Origin of the sequence: Methylobacterium sp. GXS13 (assembly GCF_001455965.1) — a bacterium.
Taxonomy (GTDB): domain Bacteria; phylum Pseudomonadota; class Alphaproteobacteria; order Rhizobiales; family Beijerinckiaceae; genus Methylobacterium.
On sequence record NZ_LKKO01000024.1, the window covers coordinates 12620 to 31925 of the forward strand.

General features: G+C 70.8%; 19 protein-coding genes. 10 read left to right on the forward strand and 9 right to left on the reverse strand.

All coding sequences use genetic code 11. The features are described 5' to 3' along the window. The first annotated feature begins 44 nt into the window (after positions 1 to 44). The 5 genes from AO398_RS08010 (at position 45) to AO398_RS08030 (ending at position 9628) form a co-directional block, all read left to right on the forward strand. Complete coding sequence (locus AO398_RS08010) at positions 45 to 1487, forward strand: polysaccharide biosynthesis C-terminal domain-containing protein (RefSeq protein ID WP_058191535.1); 1443 nt, start codon at positions 45 to 47, stop codon at positions 1485 to 1487. 121 nt (positions 1488 to 1608) lie between these two features. Then, positions 1609 to 2796 carry an FAD-binding protein gene (locus AO398_RS08015; protein ID WP_058191536.1) on the forward strand — a complete coding sequence of 396 codons (1188 nt, stop codon included), beginning with the start codon at positions 1609 to 1611 and terminating at the stop codon, positions 2794 to 2796. A 48-nt stretch (positions 2797 to 2844) separates the two neighbouring features. Next, the gene (gene glcF / locus AO398_RS08020; protein WP_058191537.1) at positions 2845 to 4173 is read left to right on the forward strand and encodes a glycolate oxidase subunit GlcF; all 1329 of its coding nucleotides are present in this window, start codon (positions 2845 to 2847) and stop codon (positions 4171 to 4173) included. A gap of 949 nt (positions 4174 to 5122) precedes the next feature. Continuing rightward, positions 5123 to 8233 (forward strand): ribonuclease E/G, encoded by a 3111-nt coding sequence (locus tag AO398_RS08025; protein ID WP_058191538.1) that lies wholly within the window; start codon positions 5123 to 5125, stop codon positions 8231 to 8233. A 153-nt stretch (positions 8234 to 8386) separates the two neighbouring features. Further along, a complete protein-coding gene (locus AO398_RS08030; protein WP_058191539.1) occupies positions 8387 to 9628 on the forward strand; it encodes a methyl-accepting chemotaxis protein in 1242 nt (413 codons plus the stop codon). A 3-nt stretch (positions 9629 to 9631) separates the two neighbouring features. Here the strand turns inward: AO398_RS08030 and uraD are convergent, their stop codons facing one another. The 7 genes from uraD to AO398_RS08065 all read right to left on the reverse strand — a co-directional run bounded on the left by uraD (position 9632) and on the right by AO398_RS08065 (position 12650). After that, positions 9632 to 10141, reverse strand: coding sequence for a 2-oxo-4-hydroxy-4-carboxy-5-ureidoimidazoline decarboxylase (uraD, locus tag AO398_RS08035; protein WP_058191540.1), 510 nt, complete (start codon positions 10139 to 10141; stop codon positions 9632 to 9634). Between the two features lie 3 nt (positions 10142 to 10144). Continuing rightward, positions 10145 to 10498, reverse strand: a complete 354-nt coding sequence (gene uraH, locus AO398_RS08040; RefSeq protein ID WP_058191541.1) for a hydroxyisourate hydrolase — start codon at positions 10496 to 10498, stop codon at positions 10145 to 10147. A 26-nt stretch (positions 10499 to 10524) separates the two neighbouring features. Beyond that, the gene (gene uraH / locus AO398_RS08045) at positions 10525 to 11046 is read right to left on the reverse strand and encodes a hydroxyisourate hydrolase (RefSeq protein ID WP_058191542.1); all 522 of its coding nucleotides are present in this window, start codon (positions 11044 to 11046) and stop codon (positions 10525 to 10527) included. Positions 11047 to 11206: 160 nt separating this feature from the next. Further along, positions 11207 to 11398 carry a DUF2934 domain-containing protein gene (locus tag AO398_RS29320; RefSeq protein WP_058191543.1) on the reverse strand — a complete coding sequence of 64 codons (192 nt, stop codon included), beginning with the start codon at positions 11396 to 11398 and terminating at the stop codon, positions 11207 to 11209. 104 nt (positions 11399 to 11502) lie between these two features. Then, positions 11503 to 11673, reverse strand: coding sequence for a DUF3606 domain-containing protein (locus AO398_RS08055; protein WP_082643189.1), 171 nt, complete (start codon positions 11671 to 11673; stop codon positions 11503 to 11505). Between the two features lie 164 nt (positions 11674 to 11837). Next, a complete protein-coding gene (yidD, locus tag AO398_RS08060; RefSeq protein WP_058191545.1) occupies positions 11838 to 12182 on the reverse strand; it encodes a membrane protein insertion efficiency factor YidD in 345 nt (114 codons plus the stop codon). Positions 12183 to 12188: 6 nt separating this feature from the next. Further along, positions 12189 to 12650: an iron-sulfur cluster assembly scaffold protein gene (locus tag AO398_RS08065; RefSeq protein ID WP_058191601.1), complete on the reverse strand. Its 462-nt coding sequence runs from the start codon at positions 12648 to 12650 to the stop codon at positions 12189 to 12191. 249 nt (positions 12651 to 12899) lie between these two features. On the opposite strand from AO398_RS08065, the gene folE reads away from it, so the two are divergent. The 4 genes from folE (at position 12900) to AO398_RS08085 (ending at position 16969) form a co-directional block, all read left to right on the forward strand. Next, positions 12900 to 13736, forward strand: a complete 837-nt coding sequence (folE, locus tag AO398_RS08070) for a GTP cyclohydrolase I FolE (protein WP_058191546.1) — start codon at positions 12900 to 12902, stop codon at positions 13734 to 13736. Positions 13737 to 13843: 107 nt separating this feature from the next. Further along, positions 13844 to 14266, forward strand: a complete 423-nt coding sequence (gene hisI, locus AO398_RS08075; RefSeq protein ID WP_058191547.1) for a phosphoribosyl-AMP cyclohydrolase — start codon at positions 13844 to 13846, stop codon at positions 14264 to 14266. Then, positions 14263 to 15246, forward strand: a complete 984-nt coding sequence (locus AO398_RS08080; RefSeq protein ID WP_082643184.1) for a patatin-like phospholipase family protein — start codon at positions 14263 to 14265, stop codon at positions 15244 to 15246. The genes hisI and AO398_RS08080 overlap by 4 nt, the downstream gene beginning before the upstream one ends. Positions 15247 to 15397: 151 nt before the next feature. Then, a complete protein-coding gene (locus AO398_RS08085) occupies positions 15398 to 16969 on the forward strand; it encodes an alkaline phosphatase D family protein (protein ID WP_058191548.1) in 1572 nt (523 codons plus the stop codon). A 40-nt stretch (positions 16970 to 17009) separates the two neighbouring features. Here the strand turns inward: AO398_RS08085 and AO398_RS08090 are convergent, their stop codons facing one another. Continuing rightward, positions 17010 to 17441, reverse strand: coding sequence for a CBS domain-containing protein (locus tag AO398_RS08090; RefSeq protein WP_058191549.1), 432 nt, complete (start codon positions 17439 to 17441; stop codon positions 17010 to 17012). 129 nt (positions 17442 to 17570) lie between these two features. Continuing rightward, the gene (locus AO398_RS08095) at positions 17571 to 18392 is read right to left on the reverse strand and encodes a rhomboid family intramembrane serine protease (RefSeq protein WP_058191550.1); all 822 of its coding nucleotides are present in this window, start codon (positions 18390 to 18392) and stop codon (positions 17571 to 17573) included. Between the two features lie 308 nt (positions 18393 to 18700). On the opposite strand from AO398_RS08095, the gene AO398_RS08100 reads away from it, so the two are divergent. Next, the gene (locus tag AO398_RS08100; protein WP_058191551.1) at positions 18701 to 19300 is read left to right on the forward strand and encodes a PAS domain-containing protein; all 600 of its coding nucleotides are present in this window, start codon (positions 18701 to 18703) and stop codon (positions 19298 to 19300) included. Positions 19301 to 19306 lie beyond the last annotated feature (6 nt).

Sequence of the window (19306 nt, forward strand, 5' to 3'; positions counted from 1 at the left end):
CCCTGGGCAGCCCGAAAAACCTCGCCGCGCATGAGGCGCCGTCCATGGCCGTGATCGCCGCCTTCGTGATCAATGCGGGGCTGAACTTCGTCCTCGGGCTCCTGATCGCCCAGCTGCTCGGGCCGGCCGATTTCGGCCGCTTCGCCCTGGCGACCACCGGGGCGATCGTGCTGAACACGGTGCTGTTCGAATGGCTGCGGCTCTCGGCGACGCGGTTCTATTCAGGGCGCGTGCGGGTGGACGAGCCCTGGATCCGCCATGGGCTCGATCGGGCCTATCTGCGCATCGGCCTGCTTCTGCTGTGCGCGGCCGCCCTGTGCGGGGCGTTCGGTTTCGGCGGCGGCGCGGCCGGGCGCGAGGCGGTCCTGTGCGGCACGGGGCTCGCCGCGCTCGGCATCGGGGTGTTCGACTACCACGCGGCCCTGGCCCGGGCCCGGTTCGACGGAAAGCTCTATCTCGGCCTCGTGGCGGTGAAGAACGTCCTGGCCTTCGTGCTGATGGCCGCGGCCGCCTGGTGGCTGCCGCAACCGGCCTGGGTGCTGGCAGCGGCGGGGCTCAGCCAGCTCGCCGCGGTCGTCCTGCTGCGCCATCCTCTGCGCGATCCCGAGCACCCGTTCGAGCGGCCGCGGCTCACCGCGACCTGGGGCGTCTTCGCCCGTTACGGCCTGCCGCTGATCGCCGCCAACACCGCCTACCAGTGCCTCGCCTTCGTGAACCGGGGGGCAATCGCCGGCCATGCCGGCTTCGCGGAGGCCGGCTATTTCGCGCTCGCCGCCGACGTCACCTCCCGCTCGCTGATGACGCTGGGCACAGCGCTGGACCTGCTGCTGTTCCAGTTCGCCGTCCAGGCCGAGGAGCAGCACGGCCGGGCGGCCGCTGAGGCGCAGGTCGCCGAGAATGCCGGCACCGTGTTCGCCCTGCTGGCGCCCTGCGCGGTCGGGTTCTGGGCGGTGCTGCCGGCGCTCCAGGGGCTGGTGGTGCCCGAGGCCTATCGCGGCCCGTTCGAGCGCTACAGCGTCGCGCTGATGCCCGGCCTGTTCTGCCTGGCGATGATGTTCTACGCCCTCAACCCGGTCTTCCAGATCCGCCGCCGGACCTTTCCGGTGATCGCCGCCGCCCTGGTCGGGCTCGCGGTCAACGGGGCCGGCCTGCTGCTGCTGCCCGAGCTGATGGGCGGGATGGGCGTCGCCCTGGCCCAAACCCTGGGGCTCGCCGCCGCCGCGCTCTGGCTCGGCTGGCGGGCGCTCACCGGTCCGGAGCGGATCCTGCTGCCCTGGGGGCAGATCGGCGCCGCGACCCTCGCATGTGGAACGATGGGCCTCGCGCTGGCGCCGTTCCGGCACCTGCCGCCCGCCGCCGCCCTGGCTGTGCTGGTCCCGGCCGGGGCGGCGCTCTACGGGGCCCTGGTCTGGATCTTCGACATCGCCGGCCTGCGTCGGCACGTCGCCGGGCGCCTGCGCCCGAAGCGGACGATCGCGGCGGAATAGGCCACCGCATTTTCATCTTTCACGCTTCGCCAACCCCGCGACGCCACCTCCGCTTGAATCCGCCGCCGGTTCCGGCGAAACCGGCTCTGGAACGAGTCCAAAAAGAACCGGGGCGGAGACGATGGGCGGCTACGAGCCCGGCACCGAGGCGGAAGCGGAAGACATCGTGCGCGCGGCCGCCGGACGTGGCGAGCGCCTGCGGCTGGCCGGCGGCGGCACCGCCGCGGGCCTCGGCCGCCCGGCGCAGGACACCGCGACGCTCTCGGCCCAAAAGCTTACCGGCGTGACGCTCTACGAGCCCGCCGAGATGGTGGTGGCGGCCCGGGCCGGCACGCCGCTCGCCGAGGTCGAGGCGCTCTTGGCCACCCGGGGCCAGATGCTGCCCTTCGAGCCGATGGATTGGCGCGGCCTCTACGGCACCGCCGGCGCGCCGACGCTGGGTGCCGTGGCGGCGACCAACAATGCCGGCCCCCGCCGGATCAATGCCGGGGCGGCCCGCGACAGCCTGATCGGCGTGCGCTTCGTCAACGGGCGCGGCGAGGCGATCAAGTCGGGCGGCCGGGTGATGAAGAACGTCACCGGCCTCGACCTCGTGAAGCTCATGGCCGGGGCGCATGGCACCCTCGGGCTGCTCACCGAGGTCACCTTCAAGGTGCTGCCGGCCTGCGAGCGGGTCGCCACCCTGGTGTTCTCCGGCCTCGACGAGCCCCGCGCCATCGCGGCCCTGGCGGCGGCGCTGGGCTCGCCCTTCGAGCTCACCGGCGCGGCGCATCTGCCGGCCGGGATCGGCGCCCCCGAGGCCCGGACGCTGATGCGCCTCGAAGGGTTTTCGGAGTCGATCGATTACCGGACCGGCGAGCTGCGCCGCCTGCTCAAGCGCTTCGGAGCGCCTGAGCTTCTGGAGGGCGAGGCCGGCACCGCCCTGTGGCGGGCGGTGCGCGATGCCACCCTCGTGGCCGAGCCCCGCGATCAAGCCCTGTGGCGGATCTCGACGGCCCCGACGCATGGGCCGGCCGTGGCGGCGGCGATCGCGGCCCAGCGCGAGGCCCGCTGGTTCTACGATTGGGGCGGCGGCCTGATCTGGCTCGCCACCGGGTCGGCCGGGGATGCCGGGGCCGCCATCGTGCGCACCGCGTTGCGGGACCAGGGTGGCCACGCGACGCTGGTGCGCGCCCCCGATTCCGTGCGGGCTTCCGTGCCGGTGTTCCAGCCCCTGGCGGAACCGCTGATGCGGATCACCGCCGGGATCAAGACGGCGCACGATCCCGCCGGGGTGCTGAACCCGGGCCGGATGTACGCAGGCGTTTGAGACGGGTCCCCTCCCCTCCAGGCCGGGGAGCGCAGGCAGGAAGGCATCGTGCAGACCAATTTCAACCTCGCCCAGCTCGCCGATCCCGCCATGGCGGCGTCGGAAAAGATCCTGCGGACCTGCGTGCATTGCGGTTTCTGCACCGCGACCTGCCCGACCTATCTGCTGCTCGGCGACGAGCTCGATTCCCCGCGCGGGCGGATCTACCTGATCAAGGACATGCTGGAGGGCGGCAAGCCGGCCTCGCAGGAGGTGGTCAAGCACATCGACCGCTGCCTCTCCTGCCTGTCCTGCATGACCACCTGCCCGTCGGGGGTGCATTACATGCACCTCGTCGACCACGCCCGGGCGCATATCGAGACGACCTTCGCGCGTCCGGCGGGCGACCAGTTCCTGCGCGCCCTGCTGGCGCAGGTCCTGCCCTACCCGAACCGGTTCCGGCTGGCCCTGATCGCCGCCAAGCTCGGCGCACCGTTCCGCGGGCTCGTGGCGCGGCTGCCCCGGGTGGGCAACCGGCTGGCCGCGATGCTCGACCTCGCCCCGGCGCAGTTGCCGGGACGTGAGCCGACCAACCGGGTCGGACGCTTCGCGCCGCAAGGCGGCCAGGCGGCCAAGCGCGTCGCCCTGCTGCGCGGCTGCGCCCAGAGCGTGCTGCGGCCGGACTTCAACGCGGCGGCGATCCGGCTGCTCAACCGGCACGGCATCGAAGTGGTCCATGCCGAGGAGGGCTGCTGCGGAGCGCTGACCCACCATATGGGCAAGGAAGCCTCGTCCCACGCTCACGCCAAGCGGACGATCGATGTCTGGGATGCGGAGATCGCCAAGGGTCTCGACGCGATCCTGGTCACGGCCTCGGGCTGCGGCACGACCATCAAGGATTACGGCTTCATGTTCCGCGACGACCCGGCCTATGCCGAGAAGGCGCAGCGGGTCTCGAGCCTCGCCAAGGACGTGACCGAGTACGTCGCGCAGCTCGATCTGGCGGCGACCGTGGAGAGCGACCTCGTGGTGGCCTATCACTCCGCCTGCTCGATGCAGCACGGCCAGGGCATCCGAACCGAGCCGAAGACCCTGCTCAAGCGCGCGGGCTTCACCGTGAAGGACGTGCCGGAGGGCCATATCTGCTGCGGGTCGGCCGGGACCTACAACATCCTGCAGCCCGAGCTCGCCGCGAAGCTGCGCGCCCGCAAGGTGGCCAATATCGAGCGCATCCGCCCCGACGTGATCGCCACCGGCAATATCGGCTGCGCCACGCAGATCGGGAAGGGCACCGGCATCCCGATCGTCCATACGGTGGAGCTGCTCGACTGGGCCACCGGCGGCCCGAAGCCGGCCGCGCTCGACGGTGTCGCGCCGCGGCTTGAGGCAGCGGAATAGGGCTGCGGCCGGATACGGGCGCTTGCCCTCCCCTGCTGTGGGCTATCGGATTTACACATCGCGTTCCGCAGCAAACAATTGAAACTCAAAGGCTTTTCCCTCCCCCGTGTGGGGAGGGGCCAGGGGTGGTGCCGGATGAGGCTCTACGGTTCCTTCTGCGCCACCCCCACCTCCAACTCCTCCCGACAAGGGGGAGGAGAGCGCGTTCCGCCTTCCATCAGCCAATGTGTGAATGTTGTAGCCGGCACGGGAGAGGGAGCCCGTCGCGGCCCGCACAAGCTACGGCGTGACCATCTTCGCTGAGCGGCAGTGGCACGGCACTTCGAGCGTCCGCTGCCGGACCCAACGAAAGATCGACCCCGCCAGGACTGCAGCACCGCGCCCCCGCGCCATGACGATACCGTGACATCGTCCCGCGCTTGACCCTTGCCAAATCCCCGCGGCCGTCTGTAATGATACTGACCCTTCTCCGGTCCCGCCGGCCGTCGTAACGGTTTGCGGACGCGGCCGAATTCCTCTGAGAAAACGGACGCGGCGTCGCGGCGGGCTTTTTCGGCTCACCTTGCGGCGACGGGTGTTTTCCCGATCGGACAGGTGTCGCACGACGCGGTGGAGCTCCTTCGCCGCATCCAGGAATTCACGGCCGGTCTCACCCGGCCGAGATTGTTTCGCGAGGTCGGAACCAGGATGGACGGACGCACGGCCCAGCATGGCGCTGCGCGTGCCCCGGAGGCGCAGGACCTGCGTCGCACCGGCCCGTTCCGCCTACCGGCCAAGTTCAACCCCAGGCGCCCAGGGCGCCGAACGGCGGTTGACGGCAATTTCCCCTCGAACCCAGCCGCCTCGGTGACGAGGCCGGCTCCATGCCAGGCCACAAGCAGGTCGGGCGAGGCGCCGCCGGGACCACGGGCACGGAGAACGACGTCGGCCGCCATGCCGAGAGTCCGACATGGCCAACAAAATGCTGATCGACGCGATGCACCCGGAGGAGACCCGGGTCGTCACGGTCCACGGGTCTAGGGTCGAAGAGTTCGACTTCGAAGCCGCCAACCGGCGCCAGCTGCGCGGCAACATCTACCTCGCCAAGGTCACCCGAGTGGAGCCGTCGCTCCAGGCGGCCTTCGTCGAGTACGGCGGCAACCGCCACGGCTTCCTCGCCTTCAACGAGATCCATCCCGACTATTACCAGATACCGCTGGCCGACCGGCAGGCGCTGCTCGAGACCGAGGCTCGCGACGCCGAGGAGCATCGCGAGCGCGAGGAGCGCCGTCGCCGCTCGCCCCGCCGGTCCCGCGGCCGTCGCGCCGAGGCCCGCTCCCGCACCGACGAGACGGTGAGCGCCGAGGACGCATCCGAGACCCCGCAGGATCTGGAGGTCCAGCAGGATTCGCAGTTCGCATCGGGCTCGGAGTCGCCGCAGGCCGCCGAGGCTTCGGACATCGAGGCCGCGCAGGCCGAGGATCGCGCGGCGGAGCATGAGCCCCAGGCTGCCCAGGCCGGGCTCCCCGACACCCTCGCCGAGAACCCGGAAGCCGTGCAGGAGGCCATCGCCTCCGAAACCGCCGCCGGGGACATTCCCGCGCAGGCCGCCGAGGCCGTGCCGGCGACCGAGTCCACCGCTGAGACCGAGGCCCAGCCCGAGCAGCCGGCAGCCGACCGGGACGAGACGGTCGAGCCCGAGGCCGTGGTCGCCGTGGCCGAGGCCCTGACCGTCGCCGACGCGCCGGCCGAGACGATTGCCGAGGATGCCGCCGAGGCGTCCTCCGTGCGGAGCGCATCCGTGACGGGCGAGGCCGACGACGAGGCCGACCTGGAGGACGAGGAGTCCGAGGACGACGAAGACGATTCGGACGAGGATGACTCGGACGATGAGGACGAGGACGAGTCCGACGAGGAATCGGACGAGGATTCCGACGATCCCGATGCCGAGCCCCGGATCGCTCAGGTCGGCGGCAACGGCGATGCGCTGGCGGAGATCCCAGAGCGGCCCCGCCACTATCGCCGCCACTACAAGATCCAGGAAGTGATCAAGCGCCGCCAGATCATCCTGGTGCAGGTGGTCAAGGAGGAGCGCGGCACCAAGGGTGCGGCGCTCACCACCTACCTGTCGCTCGCCGGTCGCTACTCGGTGCTGATGCCCAATACCGGCCGCGGCGGCGGCATCTCCCGGAAGATCACCTCAGCGGCCGATCGCAAGCGCCTCAAGGAGGTCGTGGCCGACCTGGAGGTGCCGGACGGCATGGGCGTGATCCTGCGCACCGCCGGCGCCTCGCGCTCCAAGCCCGAGATCGCCCGGGACTTCGAGTATCTGATGCGCCTGTGGGAGTCGGTCCGCGAGCTGACCCTGACCTCGATGGCGCCGGCCCTGGTCTACGAGGAGGGCTCGCTGATCAAGCGGGCGATCCGCGACCTGTACAACAAGGACCTGGACGAGGTTCTGGTCTCCGGCGAGGAGGCCTATGCCGAGGCCAAGGACTTCATGCGGATGCTGATGCCCGGCCAGTCCAAGGTCGTGAAGCCCTATCGCGATTCGACGCCGATCTTCGCCCGCTTCGGGGTCGAGCAGCAGCTCGACGCGATGTTCTCGACCCACGTCTCGCTGAAATCCGGCGGCTACCTCGTCATCAACCCGACCGAGGCGCTGGTCTCGATCGACGTGAACTCGGGCCGCTCGACCCGCGAGCACGACATCGAGGACACCGCGCTGCGGACGAACCTGGAGGCGGCCGAGGAGGTCGCTCGCCAGCTGCGCCTGCGCGACCTCGCGGGCCTGATCGTCATCGACTTCATCGACATGGAGGAGAAGCGCAACAACCGCGCGGTCGAGAAGAAGCTCAACGACTGCCTGAAGAACGACCGCGCCCGCATCCAGGTCGGCCGGATCTCGCCCTTCGGCCTGATGGAGATGAGCCGCCAGCGCATCCGCACCGGCGTGCTCGAATCGTCCTCGATCCCGTGCGTGCATTGCGGCGGCTCGGGCTACGTGCGGGCCACCGCCTCGGTGGCTCTGCACATCCTGCGCTCCATCGAGGAGGCGCTGCTCAAGTCGGCCTCCCACAACCTGATCCTGCGCACCCGGACCGAGGTGGCGCTGTACATCCTCAATCAGAAGCGCGGCCACCTGCGCGAGCTGGAAATCCGCTTCGGCGTCACGATCACGATCGCGGCCGACGAGCGGCTGGCTGTGACCACGGCGTTCCAGCTCGACCGCGGCGAGCCGGCCCAGCGGGCGGAAGGCCCGGTGACGGGTGTGCGTGCGCAGGCGATCTCGCCCGCCATGGAGTTCGAGGACGAGGACGACGTCGAGGAGACCGACGAGGCCGAGGCGGATGCCGAGGGCGAGTCCGAGGAGGGCCGGACCGAGGAACGCGCCGACGAGTCGCGTGACGAGGGCGCCCGCGAAGACGGGACGCGCGACGAGGGCGACGGCCGCCGCCGTCGGCGTCGGCGCCGCCGGCGCGGTGGCCGCCAGGACGGCCGGTCCGAGGAGGGCCAAGCCGAGGGCGAGCGTCAGGACGAGGACGACCAGGACGAGGAGCGCGGCACCCAGGAGGCGCCCGACTTCGCCGAGGCCGCGATCGCGGCCGTGGCGCCCGAGAGTGGCGAATCCGACGAGACCGTCGCCGGCTCGGAGGAGGGTGCCCGGACCGAGGAGGATGGCACGCGCCGCCGCCGTCGTGGCCGCCGGGGTGGCCGCGGCCGCGCGGAGGGCCGCACCCGTGAGGGCAGCGATGCGGAGGGCTCCGCCGAGATGGAGTCCGATGCGGTCGCCCTGTCGGCCGAGGAGCCGGTGAGCGCTGAGGCGGTGGCCGAGGCGGTCGAGGCTGCGCCGGCCCCCGTCCACGACGAAATCGCCGTCGACCTCGCGCCGGCCGCGGCGCCGGAGCCTGCGACGCGCGCTGAGATCCCGGCCGCGGAGCCCCAGCCCGAGGTGGCGCCGGCAGAGCCTGCGCCGCCGCGTGAGCCGGTGGCGGTGGTGCTGACCCAGCCCAGCGATCCGGATCGGCCCAAGCGCGCCGGCTGGTGGTCCCGCACCAAGGCCGCACTGACCGGCGAATGAGCTGAGCTGGCGCCCCCGGACGGACCGGTCCGGGGGCGCCGACCGGGAACGGATACCGTTGTCCAAATCCAGTAAGGGACATTTATCCTTCATCTTCGGTTGAAGGTTGCGTGCAATTATGGGCTCCGAATCGATTTTCGCAGGAGCCTTCGCATGTTGAGTTTGCGCCGCAAGCGCCCGGTCCAGGATCTGGCCGGGACCGCGGTGACGGCCGAGGCCCAGGCGTCCGCGCCCGTCGCGACGCCCGTTCAGGATGCCGTCCCGCAGGCTGTTGCCGCCCCCGATCGGGAATTGATGGCGCTCCTGGCGCGCCTGTCGGCCGCGGCCTCGGATGCCGGCACCTCGATCGGCTGGATGACGCATGACGCCTCCGGCACCGCCGCGCAGGCCCGGCTGATCGCCGCCGCCAGCGAGGAACTCGCCGCCAGCACCAGCGAGATCGCGGCCCGCTCCTCCTCGGCGGCCGAGACCGCCGAGACCGCCCGCTCCGGCATCGCCACCTGCGTCGATGACCTCCAGCGCGCCAGCGACGGCATGCGTGGGATCGAGCAGGGCACCGAAGAGATCGGCAGCCGGCTCGACAGCTTCTCCGCGGCCGCCCTGCGGATCGAGGAGATGGCCGGGACCATCGCGGCGATCTCGGCCCAAACCAACCTGCTGGCGCTCAACGCCACGATCGAGGCCGCGCGGGCCGGCGAGGCCGGACGCGGCTTCGCCGTCGTTGCGGCGGAAGTGAAGATGCTCTCCGCACAGACTGCGAAGGCAACCGACGAGATCCGCGCCCGGCTCGGCGGATTACGCGAAGAGATGGCCGCGATGCAGGCCGCCGTCACGCGCAGCCGCAGCGCCGTCGAAACCGGCGCCGCGGCGATGGTGCGGGCCAACGTCCGGGTCGAGGCGGAGAGCGGCGCCGTCGCCACGGTGGCGGCGCAGATGCGCGAAGCCTCCGAGATCATGAGCCAGCAGATCCAGGCCACCGGGGAGATCGCCCGGAGCGTCGGTCGGATCGCAGAAGGCACCGACAAGGGCCGCCGGGAGATCGGCGATGCCCTGGGCCAGCTCGACCGGATCGAGGATCTCGGCCGCACCCTGCTCGACCGGCAGGCCGGGGACGACGCGACGATGCGGCTCGCCCGCATTCCGGCCGATTGCGCCGCCTGGCGCCGGGCCATGGCGGCGACCCTGGTGGGGATGCGACCGGCGGACACGCCGCCGGTGGGCATCCCGGCCGATCCGAGCCGCCCGGCCGCCGTGGAATCGGCTCTGACACGGGCCCGGGAACTCGCCGCTTCCCTGGCACGGCACGTTCGCGCCCAGGCCTGGGACGAGGCGACCACGGCCTTCACCAGCTTCGAGGCGGCCCTTGTCGAGGCCAAGGCTGCAGTCGGCGGCTGACGCTCAGTCCGAGACCAGCCCGTCCAGGCGCATGCGGGTGATCTGGGCGACCTCCTCCAGGGCGGTCGCCTCCTCGACGGCCGGGTCCCGGGTGAGCCGCGTTTCGAAGGCGGCCAGGATTTCGGCGCGCCCACGCCCGCGCACCGCGATGATGAACGGAAAGCCGAACCGCGCCCGATAGGCCGCGTTCAGGTGGTCGAAAGCCGCGGCTTCGTCCGCCGTGATGCGGTCGAGGCCGGCGCTGCCCTGCTCGCTGGCCGAATCCGACGTCAGGGTGCGGGCCCGCGCCTCCGGGCCGGCGAGGTCCGGGTGGTTGTTGAGGAAGGCGCGGCGCCGCTCCGCCGGGGCGACGCGCACCGCCTGCATCATCGCGGCGTGCAGGGCGCCGACGCTGGCGAAGGGCCGGTGCGGGCAGGCCGCCTCGGCAATCCAGGGCGCATGCTCGAACACCCCGCCGAGCAGCGCCACGAAGGCCTCCGGCTCCATCCGGTTGACCGCAGCGAGATCGGGCATGCCTCAGCTGCCGCGATAGGTAGTGAAGCTCGCCGGCGCGCACAGCATCGGCACATGGTAATGCTGCTTGGCGTCGAAGATCGCAAAGCGCACCACCGGGTCGTCGATGAAGATGTCGGCCTCGTCGGTACCCGGGCGCTGCCGGAAATACGCGCCGACGTGGAAGACCAGCTCGTAATGGCCGGTCCTGGCCTCGCCGGCCGGTAGAATCGGCGCGTCCGTGCGCCCATCCGCGTTGGTGACCACGCTTCTGACCGGCCGCCAGGTCTCGCCATCGAGGACCGAGAGGTCGATGCGCACCCCGGCGGCGGGACGGCCGCGATCGGTATCGAGGACATGGGTCGAGATGCCGGCCATGGATGCGATATCCCGGGAGGGTGGGCTCAGCTGCCGCGATAGTAGGAATAGCCCCAGGGCGTGAACAGCACCGGCAGATGGTAGCGCTGGCGCGCATCGCGGATCTGGAAGCGGATCGGCACGCGATCCAGGAAATTCGGACTCGGAAGCGTCACGCCGAGCGCCGCGAAATACGCCGCAGCATGCAGCAACACTTCGTAACGGCCGGGCTTCAGCGCATCGTCGACCAAGAGCGGTTCGGCCGGGCGGCCGTTGGCCTGGGTGATGACCGTCTTGATCGGCCGGTAAACATCGCCCTCGCGGATCGACAGGTCGCAGACGAGACCAGCGCCCGGGGTGCCATGGGCATTGTCGATCGCGTGCAGGGTCAGACGGGGCCCGAGCCCGGCCTGCGAGGTCGGGGCCACGGCGAGCGCTCCGGGGCGACCGTCAGGGCTCGTGCCGCTCGACCCGGCCTGCGCCCGTGTACCGCCCGCACTCGCCGCGGCGGCGGCCCCACCCAGTCCGAGCCCGGCGAGGCTCCGGCGGGTCAGAGCGAGAGGATCCACACCGGGCTCCCGTTCGTTCCCGGACGCGGAAGGCGTTTCAGCCACGCCGGACGGCGAAACCGGTGTGAAACGGATCTTGGCCTCATCTTGCACGGCCCTCGTGCTGTCGACACCCTCGTGCCGCAGGATCACGCAAGGGCTGAGCCAGCCGTCAGGACCTTCAGGGCTTGCCTGGATCGGTAGCTGGGTTTGCCTGTGCCTCATTGGCCCTCTTGCGGTCGCGCTCCTTGCGCAGCTCCCGCTCGGCCAGCAGCCAGAACTCGATCTCGAACCCTTCGGGCCGGTGGTTGCGCTCCCATAATTCGTAGGCCCGTTCCCGGATTTGCTCGAAGGGGATCGCGTCCGGCGCCACCTTGTCCTCGGACCGATGCGGGGGCGGACGCGGGCCGCTCCCCGGAGCGCCAGGCTCCAGGGAAGACCGTACGTCGGGTCCGGATTCCGACGCCTCGGCTTTCATCAGGACGCCGGCTTGTCGAGATAGGCGGCGACGCTGGTGATCCGGCTTCCCACCATGGTCACGGCCTTGCGCAGCCGCTCCTCGCTCACGCCGAAGCGCTGCGCCCACTCTTCGCGCATCACCCGGTCGAAGATGTCGATATGCGTCTTGCCTTTGAACTCGGTGGACATGGTTCGCACGCTCTGCATTGCCGCTCAGCCGCGATCGTGCCGGGCTGTCTGGAAGGACAACCGGAATGGGCGTGATCGGTTGCCAGAGCGCGTCCGATCGGAGGCGGCCTGTGAGGCTGCCGCGCACGGTCGTCAGGAGCGTCGGAACGCTGCGTCCCGCCTCCCTAAGCCGAGCGCCCGGGCCCGGCATCCTCCGACCTCACGGCCTCGCACTCGAAGGGCGATGGCGGTGCCTCGACACCGCGCCAGCGGGCATAGGCCCAGGGTCGGTACCAGGCGGCGTCCGCCGGCAGCCGGTCCGGCACGAGATCGATGCCGTGTGTGCCGAACGGGCCGCAGCGGCAGATCCGGGCAAAGCCCATCCAGCCGCCCGGCCAGAGCCCGTGTTGGGCGATGGCCTGGTCGGTATACGCGGAGCAACTCGGCCAATGGCGGCACTGACGGCCGATCAGGCCCGACAGGGTGAGCTGGTAGGCGCGAATCGCCCAATGCGCCGCGCGCCGGACCATCGGCCCCTACGCGGCGGCCGTCTTGGCGGGGACTTGGCGCTTGGCTGCGATCTGGTCGAGGGCATCGACCACCGCGTCGAAGGTCAGCAGCGTCGAGGCGTGGCGCGCCTTGAACTCCCGCACCGGCTCCAGGACCGCGAGATCCGCCCAGGCCCCGTCGGGGGTCGGGCCGTTGGCCTTGAGCATCGCCCGCATGGTCTCCCGAACGCTGCGCAATTCATCCTCGGTGGCGCCGACCACGTGCCGGCCCATCAGCGACGAGGAGGCCTGACCCAGGGCGCAGGCCCGGACTTCCTGGGCGAAATCGGCCACACGGCCATCCGCGCCGAGCACCAAGTCGACGGTCACGGTGGAGCCGCACAGGCGCGAATGCGCGGTGGCGCTGGCGTCGGGCTGCTCCAGGCGTCCCAGCCGCGGGATGTCGGCGGCCAGTTCAAGGATACGGCGGTTATAGATGTCGTCGAGCATCGGGGCCTCGGCCGGGTGCGTCATCCGATCGGCTTTTGCCCATCGGGATTCTGCCGCGCGACGTGTGCATTGCGTGTTGCCGCGCGAACAATGATATAGGCCGCAAGCGGTCGCTTCGCGAGGAGGCGGTTCGTCGACCAGGGTCGCGCCCACGGCCAAGGTAGTTCCCACGGCTCAAGTCCAACCGGGGCGCCGGCTCGAACCTGCTTCGAGCCCGGGATCTCCCTCTCAGCCCGACGCGATCCGACGATGTATGCCAAGCCTGATAGCACCACGATGAAGTCCCGTGTGGCGCGGGCCGGAGATGCCATGGATGCCGCGCTTAAATCATTGTCCTACCGGGGCGAGGGCAACGGTCTGGACCGTGGCGGCGTCGATGGGCGAGATCTGGGACAGAGTCTGACGGGCATGCGCAACGATAACCGACCGGTCGATGACGGCCGCCCCGCAGCGGTCGAGATTGCGCCGGAGCCCGCCTCCGCCACCCGCGTGCCCGAGGGCATCGAGACCGGCCGTCCGAGCCGCGCCGAGGCCGAGGCCGCCGTGCGCACGCTCCTGCGCTGGGCCGGCGACGATCCGACCCGCGAGGGCCTGCGCGACACCCCGGCCCGGGTTACCAAGGCGTTCGGACAGCTGTTCGGCGGCTACGAGATGGACGCCGAGGCCCTGCTGGCGCGCGTCTTCGAGGAGGTCGAGGGCTATTCGGATATCGTGTTGGTGCGCGACATCCCGTTCTACTCCCATTGCGAGCACCACATGGTGCCGTTCATGGGGCTCGCCCACATCGCCTATTATCCGACCCGCGGCGTCGTCGGGCTGTCGAAGCTCGCCCGCGTGGTCGACACCTTCGCGCGCCGCCTGCAGACGCAGGAAACGATGACCGCCCAGATCGCCGACGTGATCGAGAGCATCCTCAAGCCCCGCGGCGTCGCCGTGATGGTGGAGGCCGAGCATCTCTGCATGGCGATGCGCGGCGTGCAGAAGGCCGGCGTCTCGACCATCACCAGCCAGTTCCGTGGCGTGTTCAAGGATGACGCCAGCGAGCAGGTGCGCTTCCTCACCTTGGTGCGCGGCGGCACGAAGTAACTGCAGGCCGGATGGCCCGATCAGGCCGCGACCGTCACGCGGCTTTCATCGATGAGCCTACACCCCATAGCCTCGACTCAAGCTTCACCGGACTAGCGTTTGCCGCCATGACCGCAAGCGACACTGCGTTCGATCCCCCCGGCACCCGGGCCGAAGTCGAGGAAGGCACGGGCTTCACCCCGCGCTTCGACCGGGACGGCCTGGTCGCCTGCATCGCGGTCGACGCCCAGGACGGGCGGGTGCTGATGCTCGCCCACATGAATGCCGAATCGCTGGCGCGGACCATCGCCACCGGGGAGGCCTGGTACTGGTCGCGGTCCCGGCAGGAACTCTGGCACAAGGGCGCGACCAGCGGGCAGATCCAGCGCGTGGTCGAGATGCGGGTCGATTGCGACCAGGACGCGCTCCTGATTCGCGTGGAGGTCGGCGGCGACGGCGGCTGCTGCCACACGGGCCGCCGGGCTTGCTTCTACCGCCGCGTCGTCCGCGGGGCGGATGGCGCCGTCACCCTGGAGGCTGCCGGGGCATGAGCTCGTCCCTTGCCTTGCAGTGGCAAGCGTGTCCGGCCATCCCGTACATCCTCCCCGGCACCGTCGAGCCGATCCGGACCCTTCCCAGCGCCGGTCCCCGGATCGGGCTGGCCCTCGGCGGCGGGTCGGCCCGGGGCTGGGCCCATATCGGGGTGATCCGCGCCCTCGAGGAAGGCGGCATCCATCCCACCGTGGTGGCGGGCTGCTCGATCGGAGCCGTGGTCGGCGCCTGCTACGCTGCAGGGCGCCTCGACCGCCTGGAGAGCTTCGCGCGGGAACTCACCCGGCGCCGGGTGGTCCGGCTGATCGATCCGCGCTTTCCCGGATCCGGGCTGATCGCCGGCAACCGCCTGCGTCGGCGGCTGTTCGCCGATCTCGGCTCGCGCCCGATCGAGAGCCTGCCGATCCGCTTCGGCTGCGTCGCTACCGAGTTCGGCAGCGGCCTGGAGGTGAGCCTGACCGAAGGCTCGACCGTGGAGGCCGTGCGGGCCTCCTACGCGATCCCGGGCCTGTTTCCGCCGGTGACCCACGAGGGCCGCGTGCTGATGGACGGGACCCTGGTCAACCCGGTGCCGGTGGCGCTTGCCCGCACGCTCGGGGCCGACCTCGTGATCTGCGTCAACCTCAACGGCGATACCGGCGGCCCTGTGGTGCACGAGGTGCCGACGCCGGCCCCGCGCCGCCGCTTCCTCCAGGTGATCCGCGAGCGCCTGCCGGGCTTCGAGCCCCAGGAGCCCGAAATCCCGGTCCCGGGCATCGCCCGGGTGGTGCTCGGCGCCTTCAACATCACCCAGGACCGGATCTCCCGGGCGCGGCTGGAGCGCGACCCGCCGGACGTGGCCATCGGCCCGGACGTGGCCCGCTTCGGCCTGTTCGACTTCCACAAGGCCGCCGAGGGGATCGATATCGGCTACCGGGCGGCGCGGGCGGCGCTGGCCCGGATCCGCGCCGTCGTGAACGGCGCCGCCGCGCGGGCCTAGATTCAGGGTTCGACGCGCTCGCTTGGGCCGAACCGGTATCCCCGTCGGCGGCGCGCGCCCTCGACGTCCTGTCGATCGGCGTCGCGCCAGGATCGTCATGCGGTTGTCGCCGCCGGTTGCGATGGGCCCTCATCGACCTAGAGGGCTTCCAATGTATACGAGCCGCCGTCAGATCCTCCTGTCCGGAGGCGCGAGCCTCGTCGGGATGGCCACCGGCCTGGCCCGTCCCGGCCTGAGCCGGGCCGCCGATCGGCCACTCCTGAGCCACGGCCTCCAGTCCGGCGATGTCGGCACGGATTCGGCCGTGGTCTGGGCGCGCTCGGACCGGCCGGCCCGGGCGATCATCGAGTGGGCGACCACCGAGAGCTTCTCCGAGATCCGCGGCGGCGTCTTCGCGGACGCGCTGCCCGAGAGCGACGGCACCGTGAAGGTGGCGCTGACCGGGCTGCCGCCGGGGCAGGACGTGTTCTACCGGGTCCGGCTCCAGGATGTCGCCGCGCCGACCATCGTCGGCCCCGCGCAAGTCGGCCGGTTCCGTACCGCGCCGGCGGACAAACGCTCGGTCTCGTTCTGCTGGTCGGGGGACACGGTCGGCCAGGGCTGGGGCATCGACGAGACGCGCGGCGGCATGACGATCTACTCCGCGATCCTCAAGAACCGGCCGGACTTCTTCATCCATTCCGGCGACACGATCTACGCCGACGGGCCGATCCAGGCCGAGGTGAAGCTCCCGGACGGCAGCCTCTGGCGCAACCGCGTCACCGAGGAGGTCTCGAAGCCCGCCGAGACGCTCGCCGAGTTCCGCGGGCGCCACAAGTACAACCTGACCGACCGGAACGTGCTGGCGATGAACGCCGCCGTGCCGATCCTGGCCCAGTGGGACGACCACGAGGTCACCAACAACTGGTGGCCGGGCGAGCCGCTCACCCGGGCCGAGCACCTGAAGAAGAAATACGCCGACCCGAACGTGCTTTCGATGCAGCTGCGCGCGGCCCGCGCCTTCCACGAATACATGCCGATGCGCTTCGAGCCGGCCGAGCCCGGCCGGGTCTACCGCAAGATCGCCTACGGCCCCCTGGTCGACGTGTTCATGCTCGACATGCGCTCCTACCGGGGCCCGAACGGCGAGAATCGGCAGACGGAATACGGCCCCGACGCCTATTTCCTCGGGCCGCAGCAGATCGCCTGGCTGAAGCGGGCGCTCACCGAATCGCGCGCCACCTGGAAGGTGATCGCCGCGGACATGCCGCTGGGCCTCGTGGTGACCTACGACGTCGACCGCGACTTCGGCTCGGAGGCGGTGGCGCAGGGCGACGGGCCGCCGCTGGGGCGCGAGCTCGAGATCGCCGACCTGCTGCGCTTCATCAAACAGTCCAAGATCCGCAACACGGTCTGGCTGACGGCGGACGTGCATTACACGGCCGCCCACTACTACGACCCCAACAAGGCGCAGTTCCAGGATTTCGACCCGTTCTGGGAGTTCGTCTCCGGGCCGCTGCACGCCGGCACCTTCGGCCCCAACGCGCTGGACAACACGTTCGGCCCGCAGCTGCGCTACGTGAAGGCGCCCGAGAAGGGCCAGGTGAACCTGTCCCCGGCCGCCGGCTACCAGTTCTTCGGCCACGTCGCGGTGGACGGCGCCACCGAGCAGATGACCGTGACCCTCAAGGACGCGGCCGATACCGACCTCTGGCACGTCACCCTCGACCCCGCGAAGGCGTGAGCGCGACGCGCGCCGGCCGGACACCCGGCCGGCGCAGGGCCTACGCCATGGTGATGTAGTCGCGCAGGGCCTGGTGCTCGGCCACCACGGTGGCGATGCGGCGTGCCACCACGTCGCCGATCGAGACCAGGCCGATGAGGCGGCCGTCCTCGCAGACCGGGACGTGACGGAAGCGCCCTTCGGTCATCAGGCCCATCACCTCCTCGATGGTGCTGCTCCGGCCGCAGGTCGTGACCTGGGTGGTCATGTGGTCCGAGACGGGGGCGTCGAAGGTCGCGCCCCCGTGACGGGCCAGGGCCCGCATGATGTCGCGCTCCGAGATGATGCCGGCCACCGCCCCGTTGGAATGGGCGACCACGAGCGCGCCGATCCGCTTCTCGGCCAGGATCTGGATCACCTCCTCGAGAGTCTTGTCGGGGCTCACGGTGACGACGGAGCTCCCCTTCTCGGCGAGGATGCGTGCGACGGTCATGGCTCTCTCCCTGTGACGCGGCCTGGGCGCCGTCAGCCGCGGCGCCATCGATACGCTGTCGTCCGGGTTGGCCCCGGCTCGTTCACATGTTGGTGAGTGTGTGACCGAACCGCCGCGTTGGCAAGGTGCTTAGGAGGGGGCCGTCTCGCGCCGATCAAGCAGCGGGAACAGCAGGAAGCCCGCGATGAAGCCGCCCAGATGCGCGTCCCACGCGATCGCGGCGTTCTCGCCCACGAGCGGCACGCTCACGAGCCCGAACAGCAGGTTGGTGACGAGCCAGATCGCCAGGAAGGCCACCGCGGTCCGATTGCGCAGGAGTTCGGGAATCGTCTCGGCCGGCCGGTGCGGCGGCAATTGCCAGGGCGGTCCGGCATACCCGGAGGCAGGCGGCTGGAACACGAAGCGGGCAGCCGCCGCCATCAGGGCCGAGATCCCCGCAGAGGCGCCGACCAGCGGGCCCGCACTGAGGGGATCGATCAGCACGTGCAGCACACCGCCGGCCACCGTTCCGGCGAGGGCGATCAGGAAGTACCGCCAGGCGCCACAGCGCCGGGCCACCGGCGACCCGAAGGCGGCCAGCCAGACGCTGTTGAAGATCACGTGCATCCAGGAGCCGTGCAGCAGGGCGTAGGTGCCCAGCGTCCAAGGCAGCAGCGCATGCTCGGAGGTGATGTAGCGGGCGAAGGCCTCGCGGGCCGCCTCCATGTCCGGATCGCCGATTCCGGCCGCCGCCTGGATCACATCGGCGGCCTTCCCGGGATCGAACCACACGGTCCAGCGGGCGGGCACCAGCGCCAGGTCGAGGACGACCCGGATGTCGAACATGTCCGATAGCAGGAACTCACGCACCGCCTGGATCGCCATCAGCAATCCGATCGAGAGCGTCACCACCCCCGGCATGTTGAACACGGGCACGCGGCTCTGGCGCGGGAATTCAGGGGAGGCGTCCATCCCGGCACCATGTCGGGGCGACAGGGGTTCGGGCAAGTCCCGGCGACGTATTGAAGCCTTTTCGGGCGATGTTTGGGTTTCATCGCGGCATCAAGGGCGGTCGACCATCGCCTTGATCACCGCCCCCGTAGGACCCGCTCCAGCCCCCCCCCGGCATCGCGCCGCGTTCGATCCCGGCAGAATCCTGAGCCGGGCGGCACGGCGAATGCGCTGGAAGCCCGAGATCGCCCTGGATCTCCGGCTCGTTCCACGCGGATGTGCCAAACCGATCCAGGGACGGACAACAGGCGTATCGATCCGGGACTCCGATGAAACATCCCACGAGCCGCATGCTCCATGCCTATTGGGAGCGCCTGCGCGGTGAGCGCGCCGCGCCCGAGCGTGCCGAGATCGAGCCGGGCGAGATCCGGCATCTGCTGGCCGACAGCCTGATCCTGGAACTCGACATGGCCACGCGCGCGGCCACGATCCGACTGGCCGGTACGCGGGTCTGCGCCCTCTACGGCCGGGAGCTGAAGGGCACGGACTTCGCCAGCCTATGGGGCTCGGACGCGCCCGACCCCTGGCGCATCGTCGACATCGTCGCCAGCGACACCCTCGGCGTGGTGGCGGGCCTGCGCGGCCTGAACACGGCCGGCGAGGCTGTGGACCTCGAGGGCCTGCTCCTGCCCCTGCGCCATCGCGGACGCATGCAGGTCCGGGCGCTCGGGACCCTGAGCCTCGACAGCACGCCGCACTGGATCGGCCTGCGCCCGCTGGTTCAGGCGGAGACCACCTCCCTGCGCATCCTGCCCGGCCGCAGGATGGAGGCCGCTCCGCCGGCGCGACCGGCGCTGCGGGGGCCGGCCGGCTTCCCTGGCCCGGTGCGCCGGGGACATCTTCTCGTCCATGCCGGCGGGCGCGCCTGATACCGT

Bases quoted from the DNA above. Each gene is read 5' to 3' on its own strand.
- AO398_RS08010 (WP_058191535.1), top strand. From the start codon at position 45: ATGGCCGTGATCGCCGCCTTCGTGATCAATGCGGGGCTGAACTTCGTC.
- AO398_RS08015 (WP_058191536.1), top strand. From the start codon at position 1,609: ATGGGCGGCTACGAGCCCGGCACCGAGGCGGAAGCGGAAGACATCGTG.
- AO398_RS08025 (WP_058191538.1), top strand. From the start codon at position 5,123: ATGGCCAACAAAATGCTGATCGACGCGATGCACCCGGAGGAGACCCGG.
- AO398_RS08030 (WP_058191539.1), top strand. From the start codon at position 8,387: ATGTTGAGTTTGCGCCGCAAGCGCCCGGTCCAGGATCTGGCCGGGACC.
- uraD (WP_058191540.1), bottom strand. From the start codon at position 10,141: ATGCCCGATCTCGCTGCGGTCAACCGGATGGAGCCGGAGGCCTTCGTG.
- uraH (WP_058191541.1), bottom strand. From the start codon at position 10,498: ATGGCCGGCATCTCGACCCATGTCCTCGATACCGATCGCGGCCGTCCC.
- AO398_RS08055 (WP_082643189.1), bottom strand. From the start codon at position 11,673: ATGTCCACCGAGTTCAAAGGCAAGACGCATATCGACATCTTCGACCGG.
- yidD (WP_058191545.1), bottom strand. From the start codon at position 12,182: ATGGTCCGGCGCGCGGCGCATTGGGCGATTCGCGCCTACCAGCTCACC.
- AO398_RS08065 (WP_058191601.1), bottom strand. From the start codon at position 12,650: ATGCTCGACGACATCTATAACCGCCGTATCCTTGAACTGGCCGCCGAC.
- folE (WP_058191546.1), top strand. From the start codon at position 12,900: ATGTATGCCAAGCCTGATAGCACCACGATGAAGTCCCGTGTGGCGCGG.
- hisI (WP_058191547.1), top strand. From the start codon at position 13,844: ATGACCGCAAGCGACACTGCGTTCGATCCCCCCGGCACCCGGGCCGAA.
- AO398_RS08080 (WP_082643184.1), top strand. From the start codon at position 14,263: ATGAGCTCGTCCCTTGCCTTGCAGTGGCAAGCGTGTCCGGCCATCCCG.
- AO398_RS08085 (WP_058191548.1), top strand. From the start codon at position 15,398: ATGTATACGAGCCGCCGTCAGATCCTCCTGTCCGGAGGCGCGAGCCTC.
- AO398_RS08090 (WP_058191549.1), bottom strand. From the start codon at position 17,441: ATGACCGTCGCACGCATCCTCGCCGAGAAGGGGAGCTCCGTCGTCACC.
- AO398_RS08095 (WP_058191550.1), bottom strand. From the start codon at position 18,392: ATGGACGCCTCCCCTGAATTCCCGCGCCAGAGCCGCGTGCCCGTGTTC.
- AO398_RS08100 (WP_058191551.1), top strand. From the start codon at position 18,701: ATGAAACATCCCACGAGCCGCATGCTCCATGCCTATTGGGAGCGCCTG.